Consider the following 18,430-nt stretch of genomic DNA (forward strand, 5'->3'; position numbering starts at 1 on the left):
CCGACGCCAATGGTTTCATTGAGGTATAGCTGAATGTCGCCGGTTCAGCGGAAATCCCGGCTGCGCACATGGATACCGTCGAGCAATGAACTCAGGTCGCTCAAGCGCCCGGCAATCAGATGCCGCACCTCGCCTACCTTTTCCCAGCGCCCATCGACCTTGAGCAATTGCGAGCCGACCAGTACCTGCCGTTGCCGTTCAGCCAGGTCGCGCCAGACCACCACGTTGACGTTGCCGAACTCGTCTTCAAGCGTCACGAAGGTCACGCCGCTGGCGGTGCCCGGGCGTTGCCGACCGGTCACCAACCCGGCGACGCTGACCGGTCGGCCGTGCTCGACATCCATAAGTTCTTTCGAGCTGCGGCAACGCCGGGCTTTCAATTCACCCCGCAGCAATGCCAGCGGATGCGGGCCGAGGGTGGTGCCGACACTGTTGTAATCGGCTTGCAGGTCCTCGCCCACGGTGGGTTTGGGCAGAGACACCGTCGGCTCTTCCTGGCTCGGCAAACCGGCAAACAAGCCGAGCTGCTTCTGCACCCCCGCCACTTCCCAGCGCGCCCGATGCCGGTCACCGGCCAGCCCGCGCAATGCACCGGCATCGGCCAGTTGCTCCTGGGCGCGGGCATCGAGTCGCGCCCGTTCGCCAAGGTCGCCGATGTCGGCAAACGCCCCTTTCGACCGTGCAATTTCAATGCGCCTGGCATCGTCCTCGCGAAAGCCCTTGATCATCCGCAACCCCATGCGAATGGCCGGCTGCGCGCCGGTGATCGGTTCCAGGCTGCAATCCCAGTCACTGGCCCGCACGTCCACCGGACGAATCTGCAAATCATGTCGGCGGGCGTCCTGAAGAATCTGGTCCGGGCTGTAGAAACCCATGGGCCAGCTGTTGATCAGCGCACAGGCGAAGGCCGCCGGTTCGTGGCATTTCAACCAGCAACTGGCATAGGTCAGCAAGGCGAAACTGGCGGCGTGGGATTCGGGAAAGCCGTAATTGCCGAAGCCTTTGATCTGCTCGAAGATCTGCGCGGCGAACTCCGCCGTGTAGCCGTTTTTCTTCATCCCGTCGGCCAGACGTTCCTTGTGCGGTTCCAGTCCGCCGTGACGTTTCCAGGCGGCCATGGAACGGCGCAATTGATCGGCCTCGCCGGGGCTGTAGTCGGCGGCGACAATCGCAATCTGCATCACCTGTTCCTGGAACAGCGGCACGCCCAACGTACGTTCCAGCACCGCTTCGAGTTCTTTCGACGGGTAGATCACCTCTTCTTCGCCCTTACGCCGGCGCAGATACGGATGCACCATCCCGCCCTGAATCGGCCCCGGACGAACGATCGCTACCTCGATCACCAGATCGTAGAAATTCTTGGGCTTGAGTCTCGGCAACATCGACATCTGTGCCCGGGATTCGATCTGGAACACCCCGATGGTGTCCGCATGGCCAATCATCTCGTAGGTTTGCGGATCTTCGGCCGGCACCGTCGCCAGACTCAGGTCGCGGCCACGGTGCCGACGCAGCAGGTCGAAACAACGACGAATCGCACTGAGCATGCCCAGCGCGAGGATATCGACCTTGAGCAACCCGACCGCGTCCAGATCGTCCTTGTCCCACTGGATGATGGTGCGCTCGGCCATGGCGGCGTTTTCCACCGGCACCAGGCTGTCCAGGGGCTGCTCGGAAATCACGAAACCGCCAGGGTGCTGGGACAGGTGCCGGGGGAAACCGATCAACTGCCCCGTCAGGCTCAGCACCCGGCGCAACACCGGGCTGTCGGGATCGAAACCACCTTCACGCAGGCGCTCGACGGGCGGCGCCTGATCACTCCAGTGACCGCAACAGTCGGCCAGGGCGTTGACCTGATCCGGCGGCAAACCCAGTGCCTTGGCCACGTCGCGGACTGCGCCGGCACCGTGGTAAGTGCTGACCACCGCCGTCAGCGCCGCACGGGTCCGGCCATAACGCTGGAACACGTACTGCAGGACTTCTTCACGCCGCTCGTGCTCGAAATCCACGTCGATGTCCGGCGGCTCGTTGCGCTCTTTGGAGAGAAAACGCTCGAACAGCAACGTGCTCCGCTCCGGATCGATCTCCGTGATGCCCAGCACGTAGCACACCGCCGAGTTGGCGGCAGAACCGCGCCCCTGACAGAGAATGTGTTGCTTGCGGGCGAAATTCACAATGTCGTGAACCGTCAGGAAATAACTTTCGTACCCCAACTCGGCAATCAGCTGCAGTTCCTTGTCGATCTGCGCCAACACCTCGGCTTTAGGGCCTTTTTCCCAGCGCCACCGAACCCCCTTCCCGGCCAACTCCCGCAGCCAGGACGTGGCCGTGTGACCTTCAGGCACCAGCTCCCGGGGATATTGATAACGCAACTGACCGAGGTCGAACGTGCAGCGCCGGGCGATGCTCAGCGTTTCGTCGAGCAGTGCCTGCGGATAGAGCTCGCGCAAGGCGTCGAGGCTGCGCAAATGCCGTTCGCCGTTAGGGTGCAGACGCAACCCGGCCTCGGCCACCGGCAAGTGATGACGGATCGCGGTCATGGTGTCCTGCAAGGCACGCCGACCGCGGGCGTGCATGTGCACATCGCCGCTGGCCACCGCCGGGATCCGCAGTTCCCGCGCCAGGGTCAGCAGCGCCGCCAGTCGCCGGGTGTCGTCCTGCCCGCGATGTAACTGAACGCTCAGCCACAGGCGCTCGGCAAAGGTCTGCTTCAGCCAGTGGCCCTGCTCAACGTCATCGACGGCGTCCGGCACCCACAACGCCAACAGCCCCGGCAACGGCTCGCCGAAATCCCCCCGCTGCACCTGATACTGGCCTTTCTGCGTACGGCGTCTGGCGCGGGTAATCAGTCGGCACAGGGTTTGGTAACCCTCGAGGCTTTCCACCAGCAGCACCAGTTTCGGGCCGTCTTCGATGCGTATTTCACTGCCGATGATCAGCGGCAGCTCCACGGCCTTGGCCGCCTGCCAGGCGCGGACGATACCCGCCAAGGTACATTCATCGGTAATCGCCAGCGCTTGATAGCCCTGCTTTTTCGCCCGTTGAAAAAGCTCAAGCGCACTGGAAGCACCGCGCTGGAAACTGAAGTTCGACAGGCAGTGCAGTTCGGCATAGTCGACACTCATGCGAACCAGCCTTGCAGCCACAACGGACCGTCTTCACCCACCGCCCGATAGGCCCAGCCCTGCTGGCCGGAACGGGTTTCGATCAGGTAATAATCGCGGCGCACGTCGTCGCCGTCCCACCAGCCCGACTCGATGCGTTCCGGCCCCATGAGGATGCGCGTCGAACCTTCGTGTACTGCCTGCGGCTCCGTCAGCAACCAGCCCGGACGTTGCACGGCAGGCAATACCTCACAGGTCTGACTGTTGACACTGGCCTGCCACGCGCATTCGGGCCGGTGATCGGCCTGGAACCGCAAGCCTTGCACCGCGTCATCCCCCAGCCGTGCGCGCAAGCGTTCACGCAGTTGCTCCCAGGGCAAGGACTGCTGCGGACGATCATCGAACAGTTCCTGGTACTGGGGCACAAAGGCCGGTAGCTCTTCGGCGCGCAGACGAAAACCGCGCACCGGCGCCTCGACCTGAACCTGCTCCAGCCTCCCCCGGGCCAGTTCGAACAGCATCGCCGGATCACGCTCGGCGCTGAGCAGGCCGACCTTGATCAGCGTGTCTGGCAACCCGGCGTGCTCCAGGTGCAGGTCAAAACGCTGCACACCGCTGTCCCGCCCGCAGAGGAACGCCGCCAGATCGCCGGTCAGCCTGCGCAACGGAAACAGCAACGCCTGATGAGACTGCACATCGAAATTGAGCTCGATGCGCACATCGAAACGGTCCGGCGGCAGGTAGAACGCCAGCGCCAGATGCCGTAAACCAAACAAGGCATCCAGATGCTTGAGCACCTGGGCTTCGAAACGCCGGGCCAGGCTATGTCGAGGGAGCGCCTGCACCTGACTCAAGGTGCGCAACCCCATGCGCGACAGTGCCGTGGCAACGCTTGGCTCCAGGGCGATCCGGTCAACGGGCAACTGCCCCAAGTGATGCTGCAAGGCTTCATTGTCCGGCACCACCAGACCGTCATAAACGTTGGCCAGCACCCGCGCCGCCACCGGGTTGGGCGCGGCGACAATCCGGTGACGAAACCCCAACTCGCCGAGTTCCGCCCGCAACCGCGCCTCGAATTGCGGCCAGGGCCCGAACAAACCCAGGCTGGATTCGATTTCAAACACCACGGCTCGCGGGTAATGCACGCTGACCTGGGAACTGAACCGATAGGCCCAGGCGGCCAGAAACTGCTGCCAGTGTTCGATCTCGGCGGCATCGTATTCGGCGGTGACAAACCCTTTGCTCAAGGCCTGAGCGGCGGTCATCGACTGGCCGGGACGCAAGCCCAGCGCCCGCGCCGAACCGTTGACCGCTTGCAGCACCCGACGCTGGGCCGGACCGGTCAGCAGCGCCAGCGGTTCGTCGGGGTCGGGGCGCTGACGCAGTACCGCGTCCAGCGCCAATTGCGGGAAGAGAATGCAAACCCAGCGCATGGCAACCTCAATGCCCGACGGCAAAGGCAATCGGCGCCGAACGGGCCAGCCCGCCCCGGCACTTGAGCACCCGCAATTGCGCAGGTTTGGCGTCGATGGCGATGCGCAGGGCCGCTGGCGACGGGTTGATGGCCTCACTGAGCGAGCGATAGGCGAACGCCAGGGTCTGACCGGTTTCCGCCGCCACCTGCAAACGTCGCAACGCTCGATCGTCGGCCTTGTGCGGCCAGCACAACACCGCCCCGCAACTGCCCGAACGCAGGCATTGTTCCGCCGCCCACAGCGCATCGCGCTCGCTGGCCTGGATGATCGACAGTTGCCGCAGATCGACCCCGGCGTTCTGCCAGGCCTGGGGATACGGCACGTAAGGCGGCGCCACCAGCACGATGCGCTCACCTGCCGCCGACAGCCGCGCCAGCGCTGGCCACACCAGTTGCAACTCACCCACGCCCTGCCCGGCCAACAGGATCTCAGTCAGTGCCGCTTCCGGCCAGCCGCCAGTGGGCAATGCCGCGTCCAGCGCCGCATGCCCCGTGGGTTGCGGGCTGACGGCCGGTGGCGCAGGCCGGCCCTTCCAGACCTGGCCGCCATTGAACAGCGTATCCAACGCAACGACGGCGCCCATCACCCTTGCCTCACCAGACCGCAGAACACGCCTTCGATGGCCAGATCCTGGTCGGCTCGAACAATGATCGGCTTGTAAGCCGGATTGCGCGGTAACAGGCGAACAGAATCGCCGACCCGCTCGAAACGCTTGATAGTGACTTCGCCGTCGAGCCGCGCCACGACGATCTGGCCGTTGAGCGCTTCGGGATTGCGCCGCACGCCCACCAGATCACCGTCGAGAATGCCGTCCTCGATCATCGAATCGCCCTGCACCCGCAGCATGTAATCCGGCACCCGCGAGAAGATCGACGGATCAAGCAGCAAACGGCTGTGGACCTCGGCATCGGCACCGATCGGCGCACCGGCCGCCACTCGACCGAGTACCGGAACATCCAGCAGCTCGGGCCGCGGCGGTTGATTCAGCAGCCGGATACCTCGCGCCTGATGCGCATTGACCTCGATAAAACCGGCCTCGGTCAGCGCCAGCACATGCTTGCGCGCCACGCTACGAGAGGCGAAACCAAAGGCCTCGCTGATCTCAGCGAGGCTCGGGGGCTGACCGTGCTCGGCGATTCGATCGCGGATGAAGGTCAGGATGGCGGTACGGCGGGGAGTTAAAGTCGTCATGGAGTACATTTGTACTCTTTTGAGTTTTTCCTGGCAAGGACTTGTAGGAGCGAGGCTTGCCCGCGAAGGCGGTGTGTCAGGTAAAGCGCCTTCGCGGGCAAGCCTCGCTCCTACAGGGGTGGGGTTAACCCGGACAGGTAGGGCCACGGGTAGATGCCGCGTTCGTGGCCGTCGCTGAAGATCAGTTGCAGGCCGTAGCCTTGGGCGTTGAGTTCGATCACGCGGATGCGCTCATCCACTTTCACCGTCAGACCTTGCAGTCGAAACGCCCGGCACTGCGAGCAGGGACATTGGCGGCGCAGTTCGGTGTGATCGAGTACCTGCTCGCGCCCATCCGGCCAGTTCAGGCGCAGCTGTTGTTTACCCTGGGAATTACCAATCGCCACCGGGTTCATTGCAGTTGACTCAAGGCGATGCGCACGGCTTTGCGCACTTCCGGGTCGCCATCGTCTTGCGCCGCCTGCAATGCGGCGATGGCGCCTTTATCGTTCAACTCTCCAAGGGCCAGGGCCGCTTCCTTGCGCAGGTTGCTGATGCGGTGGCCGAGGGTTTCGATCAACGCTTCGAGGGCCGGAACGTAACGCAAACGGCCAAGGCTGCGGGTGGCGCGCAGGCGGACTTGCCAGTAATCGTCGCTCAAGGCTTCGACCAAGGCAGAACCGGCGTCGGCGTGTCCTACCTTGCCCAATGTGGTGGCGGCTTCTTCGCGCACTTGCCAGGCCTGGTCCTGCAACGCCTGACGCAGCGCCGGCAGCACTTGCGCGTCAGACGCCAAGCCAAGGGCTCCGGTGGCGGCGCGGCGCACTTCGGTGTCCGGGTCGTGGCTGGCGAGTCGGGCCAGGGCCGGCAACGCATCGAGTTGTTTGAGCCAGCCGAGTACGCCGACGGCTTCACGCCGGACATTGGCGTCCCTATCGTCCAGCGCGGACAATGCCGCGCAAGCCGCCTGGGGAAAACGCAACTCGCGCAAGGCCCTGAAAGCCGCGACGCGCACGCTGATGTCGGCATGCCCGGTCCACGGCAAAATCACCCGCCCCGCTGCTTCGCTCTTGAGCAGGCTGAGGCTTTGCGCAGCGGCAGACTGCACCGCCAGCGATGAGTCAGTCAGCGCCTGGCACAGCGCTTCTACCACCGGTTCATCCTCCCACGCTTCCAGCAATCGAGCGGCTTCGGCGCGCACTTCTTCGGTCGGGTCTTGCGCCAGTCGATTGACCAGCCACAGCAAGCCATCCGGTTCTTCGAGGTCGGCCAGTTCGATCAGGGCGATGCGGCGCACGCCAGGGTCGTCATCGGTCAGGCGCGGCTGCAAGGCAAGGATGTCGTCGTTATCGGTTACATCGAATAGAGAGGTCATAGGGCAAATCGCGGCAGTGGGTTTTCAGGGGGAAGTCCGAGAGGGTTCAGGCGCGGTAACTGCCGACCGTCTTCGTGACGCAGCAACTCGAGGCAATGACGCTTCAAGCGGGAAAATTCATGGCTCGTCACCAGTTCGGTGGTGCGTGGCCGGGGGAAGTCGAGGCGCAGGTCTTCGATGATCCGCCCCGGACGCGAACTCATGACCAGCAAGCGATCGGCGAGGAACAGCGCTTCGTCGATGTCATGGGTGACGAACACCACGGTGGTGCGAATTCGCGTCCAGATGTCCAGCAGCAGTTCCTGCATGTTCAACCGGGTCAGCGCATCGAGAGCGCCGAAGGGTTCGTCCATCAGCAACAGGCGCGGACGATTGATCAGCACCCGGGCGATTTCCACCCGCTGCTGCATGCCGCCCGACAGCTGATTCGGCCAGCGCTCGGCAAAACCTTCGAGGCCCACCAGGGCGAGCATTTCGTCGGCCGCTGTATGGCGTTCGGCTTTGCCGATGCCGATGCCGCGCATTTTCAGGCCGAAAGCCACGTTGTCGCGCACGGTGCGCCAAGGGAACAGCGTGTGTTGCTGGAAGACCATGCCACGCTGCGGCGATGGCCCTGAGACCTGCGCACCGTCAACTTTCAGGGTGCCGGTTCGCGGCTGCAGGTGACCGGCCAGCGCACCGAGCAGGGTCGATTTGCCGCAACCGGACGGCCCGAGAATGCACACGAATTGCCCCGGTTCAATCTGGCAGTCGAGGCCTTGCACGGCTTCGAAGGCTTGCTTGTCCTCGCCGAGGACGATGGACAGTTGGCGGATGTCGATCCGCCCTTCAGGACTTTGCATCACGCTCATCAGGCTTTTCCTCGTGGTCGGTGCCAGGGCGTGAACAGCCCGCCCAAGCGTTTGATCAGCAGACTGCTGCCCATCCCGAGCACGCCGATCAGCAACATGCCGACCACGATGTCGGCGTAGTTCTGGATGGTGTAGGACTCCCAGGTGTAGTAGCCGATGCCGTACTGGCCAGAGATCATTTCTGCGGTCACCAGGCAGAACCACGAGGTGCCCATGCCGATGGCGAGGCCGGTGATGATGCTCGGCGCGGCGCCCGGCAGAATCACCTCCAGCAGAATCGCCCGACGCCCTGCCCCAAGGCTTTTCGCCGAGGCGATCAATCGCGGGTCGACGCCTTCGACGCCGTGCACGGTGTTGAGCAGAATCGGGAACAACGCGCCGGTGAAGGTGATGAAAACCATGGACAGTTCCGACGACGGGAACATCAGGATCGCCAGGGGAATCCAGGCCACGGCCGGGATCGGGCGCAGGACTTCCAGAGGCGGCAGCAATAAATCTTCGGCCCATTTCGAGCGACCGATGGTCAGGCCCAAAGCGATGCCGATGATCAGCGCCGCGAGGTAACCGGCGAAGACCCGGCCGAGGCTGCTGCTCAGGTGTTGGGCGAGCTTGCCGGAGTCGCCGAGGCCCAGGGCTGCTTCGATGACTGCCAGCGGGGTCGGAACATTGGCGAAGGTCACCAGGCCAAGGTTCCAGTGGTGACTGGCGGCGAGTTGCCAGAACAGCAGGCAGAGCAGCAATGAAGCGGCTCGGGGGAGCCAGCGTGACAATGATCGAGACATAATTCTTCCTTTCACCCGAGATCCTGTGGGAGCGAGCCTGCTCGCGATTGCGGTCAGGCATTCAGCATTTATGTTGACTGGTCCACCCCCATCGCGAGCAAGCTCGCTCCCACAGTTGATCGGTGGTGAACTCAGTATTTGCGTACGACTTCTCTCCCTGTGGGAGCGGGCTTGCTCGCGAAGGCGGTTCGACATTCAATATCGATGTCGACCGACCCACCGCTTTCGCGAGCAGGCTCGCTCCCACAGTTGACCGAGTTGTTTGGGAGTTAGCGGACGGCTACCGCCTGGGTGGTGGCGTCGGTGAAGTCGAAGACTTTGCCGCCCTGGGCCGTGGCGAATTGTTGGGCCTGGCCTTTGAGCAGGAACGCGCTGAGGTGCCCTTTTCCATCGCTGGCAAACCACGCCTGATCCGCCAGCAATTTGATCCCGCTGTCACTGGCCTGGGCATACACCGCGCGGATGTTTTTGCCTTCCTGCTTCAGGCTGGCTAACGCGGTAAATGCCGATTCCGCCGAGGCGTATTGGCGGACTTTCGGCTCACCACGCACCCAGATTTCCGCCACATGACTGAAGTCGGTAATGGCCTTGCCGTTCAGCGCATCCACCGCCTTCAGAGGTGTTTGTGCGTAGTTGGCCAGTTGCGCGGTGTAGTCCAGTTTCGAGGCCTTGAACGCGGCGCGGATGTATTGGTCGTCGATGAAGGTATTCAGATCGAGCCCACGATCAGCCTTCTTCAACAATTTGAGGGTATCGATGGCCGTGCCCACCGCCTGACGGTATTCCGGCTTCCAGCTCAGGTCCCGGGTTTGTACGCCCAGCGGGCCGTGGAACAAGTAGTTGACCTCGGCATCGACGCCGGTGACTTTGGCGATCAGCTCGCTGTATTTCTCCGGTTCCGCCGCCAGCAACTGATTGGCCTCAATGCTCGCACGCAGATAGGCGACGACGATTTCCGGGTATTTTTTCGCATAGCTCTGATCGACCAAGGCGCCGTGGAAGGTCGGCGTGTTGGCCTGGGAACCGTCATAAATCTTGCGAGCGAAACCGCGGCTGGTGAACAGTTCGGCAAACGGCACAAAGTCGGCGTGAGCTTCGATCTTGCCGGCCTGCAACGCGGAACCGGCGACTTCCGGCGCCTGGGCGATGATGTTCACATCCTTGAGTGGGTCCCAGCCTTGAGCCGCGACCGCGCGCAACAACATGCCATGGGCGGTGGACGCGAATGGCACGGAAATGGTCTTGCCTTTGAGTTCGGCCAACGACTGCACGCCCGAAGCGCTCGGCACCACGATGCCATTACCGCTGCCCTTGATACTGCCCGACAGCACGCTGATGAACAGGCTGTGCTTGCCCGCCGTTTCGAACGCCACACCGTTGAACGAACCGGGGAAATCAGCCATGGCACCGAAGTCGAGTTTGCCGGCGACCATCTCGTTGGTCAGTGGCGCGCCGCTGGTGAAGTTCTTCCACTGCACCTCGTATTGGGCGTCCTTGTAGGGGCCGTCGTGGGGCAGGTATTTGTCCAGCAGACCGAGCTCGCGAATCAACAGACCGCCGGCGGCGCAGTTGATGGTGGTGTCCTGGGTGCCGATGGCGATGCGGATGGTTTCGGCTGAAGCCGACAAGGTGAATGAAGCCAGTACCAGACCGGCAAATGCTGCACGCAACATAGGTGTATCCCCTCGAATCATTTATAGGATGTTCGTCTCCGCCACGATCAGGGCGTGGTGGGAAACGAGGGGTGTTTTGAAGCAAGCGTCCGGGGGTTACCGGATGGCTTTGTGGTTGTCTGGGCTGGCCTCATCGCGAGCAGGCTCGCTCCCACAGGTTTATCGGTGTATTCAGGACTTTCGGCTGGCTTCGATCCAATGTGGGAGCGAGCCTGCTCGCGATGGCGTCCTGACAGTCAACGCAGCAGATACGGGATCTCAACTTTCACTGCGCCCGTCGGGCAGTCCTTTTCACACGGCATGCAGTACCAGCACTCGTCGAACGCCATATAGGCCTTTTGCGTGGCCGGGTTGATCGCCAGCAGGTCCATCGGGCACACATCGACGCACACGGTGCAGCCTTTGTGGGCGATGCATTTGTCCTCGTCGACCGTGACGGGGGCGTTGGAGCGGAAGAAGATTTCCTGGGGTTGATAGGCCATTGGCGGTTTCTCTCTTGGGTGATGCTCAGGCAGCAAAGGCACCGACCCGCAGCCGGTCGTAGGCCTGCATTTCTTCGGCGTCCAGCGGGATGATGTAAGGCTCGACGGCTTTCTTGAAACTGGTCATCGCGCCGTCATCGCCCTTCTTCAAGTGGCAATGACAGAACCAGTCGCTGTCGTTGCGTTGCGGGTGGTCGACCCGATAGTGGTAAAGCCCCCAGCGACTTTCGGCGCGGAACAACGAAGCGCGGGCGGCCATTTCGGCGCAGTCGCGAATCATGCTGACTTCCATGGCGCGCATCAGTTCGTGGGCGTTGTGGGCCTTGATCTGATCCAGATCGCGCTGGATATCATTGAAGCGTTGCAGACCGATCTGCATCTTCCTGGTCACTTTCGGCGGTTGCAGGTAGTCGTTCACAAAACGCCGCAGCTTGTACTCGACCTGCGCCGGCGGCAGCCCGTGTTCGCGGTCCAACGGTGCGTAAACCCGAGCCTTTTCTGTTTCGATCTGATCCGCATCCAGCGCAGAAAACTCGCGCTCGGCGACAAAATCCGCCGCGTTGGTGCCGGCAAACCAGCCATAGGTGAACGCGCCGAGCATGTAGTTGTGCGGCACCGCCGCCATGTCACCCGCCGAGTACAAACCCTTCACCGACGTCTCGGCCTTCTCGTTGACCCACACGCCGGACGCCGAATGGCCACTGCAAAAACCGATTTCGGAGATATGCATCTCGACCATCTGCGTGCGGTAGTCGGTGCCGCGATTGGCGTGAAACTGACCGCGACTCGGGCGCTCGTTACTGTGCAAAATCTCTTCGATATTCTGGATGGTTTCTTCGGCCAGGTGATCGAGTTTGAGGAACACCGGGCCGTTGCCGCTTTCGAGTTCCTGGTGGAACTCCCACATCATCTGCCCGCTCCAGTAGTCGCACTCGATGAAGCGTTCGCCCTTGTTGTTGGCGGTGTAGCCGCCCAGCGGGCCGGTGACGTAGGCGCAGGCCGGGCCGTTGTAATCCTTGATCAGCGGGTTGATCTGAAAGCATTCAAGGTTCGCCAGCTCAGCCCCGGCGTGATAAGCCATGGCGTAACCGTCGCCGGCATTGGTGGGGTTTTCGTAGGTGCCCATCAGGTAACCCGAGGATGGCAAACCCAGACGCCCGGCGGCGCCGCAGCACAAGATCACTGCTTTGGCCTTGATCACATGGAAGTCGGCCGTGCGGCAATCGAAGCCCATCACACCGTTGACCGCGCCCTCCTCGTCCGTCAGCAAGCGGGTGCAGACCAGCCGATTGGTGATGCTCACCCTTGCCCGTTTCAACTGGCGGTACAGAACTTTCTTGATGTCGTGCCCTTCCGGCATCGGCAGCACGTAAGCGCCCATGTGGTGGACTTTCTTGACCGCGTAATCGCCGGTTTCGTCCTTCTCGAATTTCACGCCCCAGCTGTCCAGTTGCTCGATCGTTTCGAAGCTGTGGGTCGCGTAGGCATACACCGCGGCCTGATTGACGATGCCGTCGTTGGCAATGGTGATTTCCTTGGTGTATTGCTCCGGTGTCGAATGGCCGGGAATGATCGCGTTGTTCAACCCGTCCATGCCCATGCTGATCGCGCCGCTGCGTTTGACGTTGGCCTTGTCGATCAACAGCACGCGCAAATCGCGGTTGCGTTCCTTGGCCTTGATCGCCGCCATCGGCCCGGCAGTGCCACCGCCGATCACGACGATGTCGTATTCCTGTTCGAGCGTCTTTCTAATCATGGAACTGGAGCTGTGGGTCATGCCTGATCCCCTTTTTGCCGGTCGATCCGCAAGCGGTACTGGAACGCATCGCCGCGGTAGTAAAGGTGTTCGAAGTCCAGTGGCTGGCCATCGGCGCTATGGGTCAGACGCTCGATGCGCATGATCGGCGAGCCGGGTTCGACGTTCAGCGCCTGGGTCAGGTCGCTGTCGGCCAGCACTGCGTCGATGGCCAGATCGGCGTGCCCGAGGGCCAGGCCGCAGTCGTTTTCCAGGATCAGGAAAATGTCGCGCGTCACCAGGTCGGCCTTCTCCAGCCGCTCGCCGATGGCCTTGGGCAGATACGTAATTTCCAGCGAAATCGGCTCGCGATTGATCAGCCGCACGCGTTTGATCTGCGCCACGATCTCGCCTTCAGTCACCTGTAAACGTTCGGCGACAAGCTTGTCGGCGGCAATGTATTTGAAGCTGCGCAGGCGGTTGATCACCTCGTAGCCGCGACCGGTCATGGACTCGGCCAGACCTTGCAGGGTGCTGACGTTCTGGAAAGTTTTCGGCTTGGCCACGAACGTGCCCTTACCGTGAATCTTGAAGATCAGCCCTTCTTTTTGCAGATCGCCCAAGGCCTGGCGCACGGTGATGCGGCTGACTTTGAACAACGTGCCGAGCTCGCTTTCGGAGGGCATCTGGCTGTCTTGCGGGTATTCGCCGTCGAGAATCCGGGCGCGCAGCACATCGCGCAGTTGGGTGTGCAGCGGGATGCTGCTGAGGGAAAGAACGTTATCGGTCATGGAAGATCACTTGTTATAACGAGTTATGACGTGATCTTAGAGAGGCCGTGCGAGGGTTGAGAAATATTGTTTGGGCATAAGGTTAGATTCGCGCAAAACGCGAAGATCAAAAGATCGCAGCCTTCGGCAGCTCCTACAGGGGATTGCGTACATCCGTAGGAGCTGCCGAAGGCTGCGATCTTTTGATGTTTTCTTTCAGCCGCGCTTGAGGATCTGGTCCATCACCCAATCGGTTTTCAACGCCTGTTCGGCTATCGCCGGGTGCTGAGTCTCGCCACGGATGTGGGCGTTCATGCCCAGCACGTGGTGCCACTGGATGTGTTCGTGATGTTCGATGTGCAGGCTGAGGTGTTCATCGGCTTCAAGCTGTACCGGGTGCTCGTCGAACACCGAAAAGCTGATCCGGCCTTGGCTGCCGATCACCTCCACCCGGTCCTCGCGACGGTCCGCCACGAAGTTCCAGCAGCCCATGCCCAACGCCCCGGACGCAAACCGCCAACTGGCGCTGACGGCGTCTTCGGCGGCATAGAGGCCAGCCTGGTGCTCGGCGAAACCAGCGACCTCGACGATGTCACCCAACAGGTACTGGAACAGGTCGAAGCCATGGCTGGCGAGGTCGGCGAAGTAACCACCGCCGGCAATCGCCGGATCGGTGCGCCAGTTATCGGTGCCACCAAGGTCGCTGGGTGAAGGCGCCTTGGTCAGCGTCCAGGTCAGGTGTCGGACTTCGCCGATCCGCCCTTCCGCAAGCCATTGCCGCACCTGCTGGAAGCGCGGCAACGAGCGTCGGTAATAGGAAACGAAGAGGTGCAATCCGGCCTCGGCAAAGACCTTTTGCATCTCACGGCTTTGCCCGGCATTCAGCGACATCGGTTTTTCGACGCAGCAATGTTTGCCAGCGGCAGCCACTTGCAGGCTGTAGGCGTGATGGCTGTCGGGTGGCGTGGCGATGTACACCGCGTCCACCTCGGGGTCGTTGATCAGCGCGCCGGCGTCGGTGTAGACCCGGGCAATGCCGTGGCGCGCGGCGTAATCGTTCACCGCCTCCAGACGCCGCCCCATCACCGCCACCAACGCCGAGCCGGGCGCCTTGTAGAACGCCGGCCCGCTCTTGCGCTCGGCCACACTGCCGCAGCCAATCATGCCCCAGCGCACCACGGTCATAGACACTCCTTGAGGTTTAGCCGATGCGCAGTGCGCGCAGGTCGAGGCGACCGTCCTTGAGTGGTGGACACCAGTAGTAGCCGCCGGTGATCGGTCGGCTGATGCGATACAGACCGTCGGTGATGCCGTCTTCCAGACCGCTCATGCGCCGCAGTTGGGATTCGAACGCATCGAGGGAAAAACCGAAGGCCAGGAACATCAGGCCGGCACGATCGCCTTCGATCCACGGCATCGAGCGACGGACCACGAAGGCTTCGGGCGTGAAGCTTTCCTGAGCGGTGCGTTTGACGTGGGCAGAGATTGGCGCGTCGTCGAGTTCTTCGTTGTCGCTCAGGCGCCGGCCCATGATGTTGTCCTTCTCATGGGACGGCATCGCGTGGAAGCCTTTCAAGTCGTGCTGCCACTGCTGGATCGCGGCGAAGCTGCCACCGACCAGACCGTCCGCGCCTTCGCTCAACAACGCGGCGGCCACAGCGGCTTCGTCGTGAGGGTTTTCGGTGCCGTCTTCGTAACCGGTCAGGTCGTGGCCGGTCATGTGGCGGAAGGTTTCGTTCATCTGCACCAGACGCAGGGCCGGTGCCAGCGCGGCTTCGATCGCGTTGCTGCGATTGAGCAGTTCGCCACGGTCAACACCGTGCAGCCAGCACCAGAGCGCGTGTTGGGTCGACGGGTTGTCGACGCCGACACCGACCAGCGCAGGAAAGGCACGCAAGCCATCGATCTGCGCGTGCAGCGCCTTGACCAGGGATTCACCGAAACCGACCACCGCCGACTTTCCGTCCACCAGGCGCATCAGGTTATCCAGCGCAGCCGGCAGTGCCTCGGCGGATTCAAGGACGAAGAACATATGACGAGCTTGAGGCGGAACGGGGGTGGCGAGAATGCCCGGCTGGTAGTAACTCATATGAACTCCTTCAGAAAGAATGCGAAGTTTAACCGCAGGATCGTTACTTGTGTGTTTTCAGGGCAAAAGGTCGCAGCCCCATGCCCTGTAGCCCTGTAGCCCTGTAGCAGCTGCCGAGCCAAAAAAATCATAAGATGAGTCATGACAAGCGAGTCCGAGGTCTGCTAAAACGATTCATCAGTGCATCACCCAATCCAGACGGGGTAGCGATATGACCACAGCACAGATCCTTGGCAACCTGTTTCCCACCGCCGACAACGTCCCGGAAAAGTACCGACTCAACGGCCAGACCGAGCAGCGCGAATACCTGGTCGATGGCGAACTGAAAACCTGGTCCGGGCCCCTCGCTCAAGTCCGCAGCCCGGTGTACCTGAGCGGCGCGAATGGCGATGAACAAGTGATCCTCGGCAGCACGCCGCTGCTCGATGCCGACACCGCACTGACTGCTCTGGACGCTGCCGTCCGCGCCTATGATCGCGGCCAGGGCCTGTGGCCGACCATGCGCGTGGCCGAGCGTATCCAGCACGTCGAAACCTTCCTGAGTCGCATGCGCGAACAGCGCGAGGCGGTGGTCAAGTTGTTGATGTGGGAGATCGGCAAGAACCTCAAGGACTCGGAAAAAGAGTTCGACCGCACCTGCGACTACATCGTCGACACCATCAACGCCCTCAAGGAACTCGACCGCCGCTCCAGCCGCTTCGAACTGGAGCAGGACACCCTCGGCCAGATCCGCCGCGTTCCGCTGGGCGTGGCGTTGTGCATGGGGCCTTACAACTACCCGCTGAACGAAACCTTCACCACGCTGATTCCGGCGCTGATCATGGGCAACACCGTGGTGTTCAAACCGGCCAAGCTCGGCGTGCTGTTGATTCGCCCGCTGCTCGAAGCGTTCCGTGACAGCTTCCCGGCCGGGGTGATCAACGTCATTTACGGCAGCGGCCGCGAGACCGTCAGTGCGCTGATGGCCAGCGGCAAGATCGACATCTTTGCGTTTATCGGCACCAACAAGGCCGCCAGCGACCTGAAAAAACTCCACCCAAGGCCTCACCGCCTGCGCGCGGCGCTGGGCCTGGATGCGAAGAACCCCGGTATCGTTCTGCCTGAGGTCGATCTGGACAATGCTGTGAACGAAGCCGTCACCGGCTCCCTGTCGTTCAACGGTCAACGCTGCACCGCGCTGAAAATCCTCTTCGTCCACGAAGACGTGGTCGAGGCGTTCATCGAGAAATTCAACGCCAAACTCGCCAGCCTCAAACCCGGCATGCCGTGGGACAGCGGCGTGGCCCTGACGCCTTTGCCGGAATCAGGCAAGGTCGATTATCTGCACACCTTGGTGGCGGACGCGGTCAGCAAAGGTGCTGCCGTGGTCAACCCCAACGGCGGTGAATCCCGCGCATCGTTCTTCTACCCGGCCGTGTTGTACCCGGTGACACCGCAGATGCGCGTCTACCAGGAAGAACAGTTCGGCCCGGTCGTACCGATCGTGCCTTACCGTCATCTGGACACCGTGATCGATTACGTCCTGGAATCCGACTTCGGCCAGCAGCTGAGCATTTTCGGCACCAACCCGGTGGCGGTCGGCAGACTGGTGGACACCTTCGCCAACCAGGTCGGCCGGATCAACCTCAACGCCCAGTGCCAGCGCGGTCCGGACACCTATCCGTTCAACGGTCGCAAGAACTCCGCCGAAGGCACGTTGTCGGTACATGATGCGCTGCGAGTGTTTTCGATTCGGACCCTGGTGGCGACCAAGTTCCAGGAGAGCAGCAAAGAGCTTCTCAGCGAGATCATCAGCGGACGAAACTCGAGCTTCCTGACCACCGACTACATCTTCTGAGGACACCGAGCCTGAGCATCATTAGAGGCTTTCGACTGCCACCGCTGTTGCGCCGGATACTGCGTCCGTTGCTGGACCCGTACCGGCGCTACCGCCACGCCAAACTGATCCATGCGGTGCGGGTTTCGTTGGGGTTGCTGGCGACGATCCTGCTGACCACCGGCATCCACCTGCCCCACGGCGAATGGGCGTCGGTGACCATGCTGGTGGTGATCGGTGGCTTGCAACACCACGGCAATATCGGCAAAAAAGCCGCCGAGCGGGCCATCGGCACTTTGATCGGGGCCGGTGTCGGCTTGTTGCTGGTGGCGCAACAGGCCTGGCTCGGGATGCCGTGGCTGACCTATTTCGCGATGTCGGTGGTGTGCGGATTCTTCTCGTACCACGCCATCGGCAAGGGCGGTTACACGGCGCTGTTGTCGGCGATCACCGTATTTATCGTCGCAGGGCACGGTGACAACCCGGTCACCGATGGCCTGTGGCGCGGGGTGGATATTCTGATCGGCATCGCCTTGGCACTGGCCTTCTCCTTCGCCCTGCCGCTGTATGCGGTGTACTCCTGGCGCTACAACCTGGCCGATGCGTTGCGCGACTGCGCGGCAATCTACGGCCGCATCATCAAGGGTGAGTCCGTCACCGCTGACGAACACCTGAAGCTCATGAATCGCTTGAATGCAGTCATGGTTCAACTGCGCTCACTGATGCCCTCGGTGTCCAAGGAAGTGCGGGTTTCCATGACCGAACTCGATGCGATTCAGCGCAATCTGCGGATGTGCGTGAGCATCCTGGAAATCCTCGGCAATAGCCGACCGAATGCCGATGACTCCGAGGCAATGGCCCATCTGCAATCGGCATTGAAAGCCGAACACCGACAAATTCGGGTGCAACTGATCGGTATGGCTCGGGCATTGAAATCGGGCGCTTCGCAACGGCTCAGCCGGCCAGCCGAATCGCCCTCGGACTCAGCGCTCGATGCGCCGGTCTACAGCCCGCTGGATGGCTACCAGTTGCTGACCCGACAGCTGACCGCGAACATCGGCGAGATGCGCCAGCGCTTGGCGAAGACCGCACCGCGCTGGAACATCTGAGA

The 18,430-nt window shown here is 62.1% G+C and carries 16 protein-coding genes; 2 read left to right on the plus strand and 14 right to left on the minus strand.

Annotated elements, in window-relative coordinates; translation table 11 throughout:
• Positions 1 to 44: 44 nt before the first annotated feature.
• From AB7M22_RS14390 to AB7M22_RS14455, 14 genes are all read right to left on the minus strand, one after another.
• On the minus strand, positions 45 to 3,122 hold the full coding sequence (locus AB7M22_RS14390) for an error-prone DNA polymerase (protein WP_454186801.1): 3,078 nt from the start codon (positions 3,120 to 3,122) through the stop codon (positions 45 to 47).
• Positions 3,119 to 4,534 carry a Y-family DNA polymerase gene (locus tag AB7M22_RS14395; protein ID WP_454186802.1) on the minus strand — a complete coding sequence of 472 codons (1,416 nt, stop codon included), beginning with the start codon at positions 4,532 to 4,534 and terminating at the stop codon, positions 3,119 to 3,121. Before AB7M22_RS14395 ends, AB7M22_RS14390 begins: the two co-directional genes overlap by 4 nt.
• A gap of 7 nt (positions 4,535 to 4,541) precedes the next feature.
• A complete protein-coding gene (imuA, locus tag AB7M22_RS14400) occupies positions 4,542 to 5,159 on the minus strand; it encodes a translesion DNA synthesis-associated protein ImuA (protein ID WP_008006531.1) in 618 nt (205 codons plus the stop codon).
• The gene (gene lexA, locus AB7M22_RS14405; protein ID WP_008066968.1) at positions 5,159 to 5,776 is read right to left on the minus strand and encodes a transcriptional repressor LexA; all 618 of its coding nucleotides are present in this window, start codon (positions 5,774 to 5,776) and stop codon (positions 5,159 to 5,161) included. Before lexA ends, imuA begins: the two co-directional genes overlap by 1 nt.
• A 101-nt stretch (positions 5,777 to 5,877) precedes the next feature.
• The gene (locus AB7M22_RS14410) at positions 5,878 to 6,162 is read right to left on the minus strand and encodes a DUF971 domain-containing protein (RefSeq protein ID WP_454186803.1); all 285 of its coding nucleotides are present in this window, start codon (positions 6,160 to 6,162) and stop codon (positions 5,878 to 5,880) included.
• Complete coding sequence (locus AB7M22_RS14415) at positions 6,159 to 7,121, minus strand: HEAT repeat domain-containing protein (protein WP_454186804.1); 963 nt, start codon at positions 7,119 to 7,121, stop codon at positions 6,159 to 6,161. Before AB7M22_RS14415 ends, AB7M22_RS14410 begins: the two co-directional genes overlap by 4 nt.
• Positions 7,118 to 7,972 carry an ABC transporter ATP-binding protein gene (locus AB7M22_RS14420; RefSeq protein WP_454186805.1) on the minus strand — a complete coding sequence of 285 codons (855 nt, stop codon included), beginning with the start codon at positions 7,970 to 7,972 and terminating at the stop codon, positions 7,118 to 7,120. The genes AB7M22_RS14415 and AB7M22_RS14420 overlap by 4 nt, the downstream gene beginning before the upstream one ends.
• A complete protein-coding gene (locus AB7M22_RS14425; RefSeq protein ID WP_454186806.1) occupies positions 7,972 to 8,754 on the minus strand; it encodes an ABC transporter permease in 783 nt (260 codons plus the stop codon). The genes AB7M22_RS14420 and AB7M22_RS14425 overlap by 1 nt, the downstream gene beginning before the upstream one ends.
• A 269-nt stretch (positions 8,755 to 9,023) precedes the next feature.
• The gene (locus AB7M22_RS14430; protein WP_454186807.1) at positions 9,024 to 10,427 is read right to left on the minus strand and encodes an ABC transporter substrate-binding protein; all 1,404 of its coding nucleotides are present in this window, start codon (positions 10,425 to 10,427) and stop codon (positions 9,024 to 9,026) included.
• A 236-nt stretch (positions 10,428 to 10,663) separates the two neighbouring features.
• Positions 10,664 to 10,909 (minus strand): 4Fe-4S dicluster domain-containing protein, encoded by a 246-nt coding sequence (locus tag AB7M22_RS14435; protein ID WP_003180418.1) that lies wholly within the window; start codon positions 10,907 to 10,909, stop codon positions 10,664 to 10,666.
• Positions 10,910 to 10,934: 25 nt separating this feature from the next.
• Positions 10,935 to 12,665, minus strand: a complete 1,731-nt coding sequence (locus AB7M22_RS14440; protein ID WP_454188813.1) for a fumarate reductase/succinate dehydrogenase flavoprotein subunit — start codon at positions 12,663 to 12,665, stop codon at positions 10,935 to 10,937.
• A 17-nt stretch (positions 12,666 to 12,682) separates the two neighbouring features.
• Positions 12,683 to 13,435 (minus strand): GntR family transcriptional regulator, encoded by a 753-nt coding sequence (locus tag AB7M22_RS14445; protein ID WP_454186808.1) that lies wholly within the window; start codon positions 13,433 to 13,435, stop codon positions 12,683 to 12,685.
• A gap of 195 nt (positions 13,436 to 13,630) precedes the next feature.
• The gene (locus AB7M22_RS14450) at positions 13,631 to 14,599 is read right to left on the minus strand and encodes a Gfo/Idh/MocA family protein (protein WP_454186809.1); all 969 of its coding nucleotides are present in this window, start codon (positions 14,597 to 14,599) and stop codon (positions 13,631 to 13,633) included.
• Positions 14,600 to 14,615: 16 nt separating this feature from the next.
• Positions 14,616 to 15,503: a Dyp-type peroxidase gene (locus tag AB7M22_RS14455; RefSeq protein ID WP_454186810.1), complete on the minus strand. Its 888-nt coding sequence runs from the start codon at positions 15,501 to 15,503 to the stop codon at positions 14,616 to 14,618.
• Positions 15,504 to 15,714: 211 nt separating this feature from the next.
• On the opposite strand from AB7M22_RS14455, the gene AB7M22_RS14460 reads away from it, so the two are divergent.
• Both AB7M22_RS14460 and AB7M22_RS14465 read left to right on the plus strand, forming a co-directional pair.
• Positions 15,715 to 17,340, plus strand: coding sequence for an NADP-dependent glyceraldehyde-3-phosphate dehydrogenase (locus AB7M22_RS14460; RefSeq protein WP_454186811.1), 1,626 nt, complete (start codon positions 15,715 to 15,717; stop codon positions 17,338 to 17,340).
• A gap of 44 nt (positions 17,341 to 17,384) precedes the next feature.
• Complete coding sequence (locus tag AB7M22_RS14465) at positions 17,385 to 18,428, plus strand: FUSC family protein (RefSeq protein ID WP_454188814.1); 1,044 nt, start codon at positions 17,385 to 17,387, stop codon at positions 18,426 to 18,428.
• The last annotated feature ends 2 nt before the right edge of the window (positions 18,429 to 18,430 follow it).

Source organism: Pseudomonas sp. ADAK2 TE3594, from assembly GCF_053628675.1.

Coding starts and splice junctions, on each gene's coding strand:
- AB7M22_RS14390 (WP_454186801.1), bottom strand. CDS start 3,122: ATGAGTGTCGACTATGCCGAACTGCACTGCCTGTCGAACTTCAGTTTC.
- AB7M22_RS14395 (WP_454186802.1), bottom strand. CDS start 4,534: ATGCGCTGGGTTTGCATTCTCTTCCCGCAATTGGCGCTGGACGCGGTA.
- imuA (WP_008006531.1), bottom strand. CDS start 5,159: ATGGGCGCCGTCGTTGCGTTGGATACGCTGTTCAATGGCGGCCAGGTC.
- lexA (WP_008066968.1), bottom strand. CDS start 5,776: ATGTACTCCATGACGACTTTAACTCCCCGCCGTACCGCCATCCTGACC.
- AB7M22_RS14410 (WP_454186803.1), bottom strand. CDS start 6,162: ATGAACCCGGTGGCGATTGGTAATTCCCAGGGTAAACAACAGCTGCGC.
- AB7M22_RS14415 (WP_454186804.1), bottom strand. CDS start 7,121: ATGACCTCTCTATTCGATGTAACCGATAACGACGACATCCTTGCCTTG.
- AB7M22_RS14420 (WP_454186805.1), bottom strand. CDS start 7,972: ATGAGCGTGATGCAAAGTCCTGAAGGGCGGATCGACATCCGCCAACTG.
- AB7M22_RS14425 (WP_454186806.1), bottom strand. CDS start 8,754: ATGTCTCGATCATTGTCACGCTGGCTCCCCCGAGCCGCTTCATTGCTG.
- AB7M22_RS14430 (WP_454186807.1), bottom strand. CDS start 10,427: ATGTTGCGTGCAGCATTTGCCGGTCTGGTACTGGCTTCATTCACCTTG.
- AB7M22_RS14435 (WP_003180418.1), bottom strand. CDS start 10,909: ATGGCCTATCAACCCCAGGAAATCTTCTTCCGCTCCAACGCCCCCGTC.
- AB7M22_RS14440 (WP_454188813.1), bottom strand. CDS start 12,665: ATGATTAGAAAGACGCTCGAACAGGAATACGACATCGTCGTGATCGGC.
- AB7M22_RS14445 (WP_454186808.1), bottom strand. CDS start 13,435: ATGACCGATAACGTTCTTTCCCTCAGCAGCATCCCGCTGCACACCCAA.
- AB7M22_RS14450 (WP_454186809.1), bottom strand. CDS start 14,599: ATGACCGTGGTGCGCTGGGGCATGATTGGCTGCGGCAGTGTGGCCGAG.
- AB7M22_RS14455 (WP_454186810.1), bottom strand. CDS start 15,503: ATGAGTTACTACCAGCCGGGCATTCTCGCCACCCCCGTTCCGCCTCAA.
- AB7M22_RS14460 (WP_454186811.1), top strand. CDS start 15,715: ATGACCACAGCACAGATCCTTGGCAACCTGTTTCCCACCGCCGACAAC.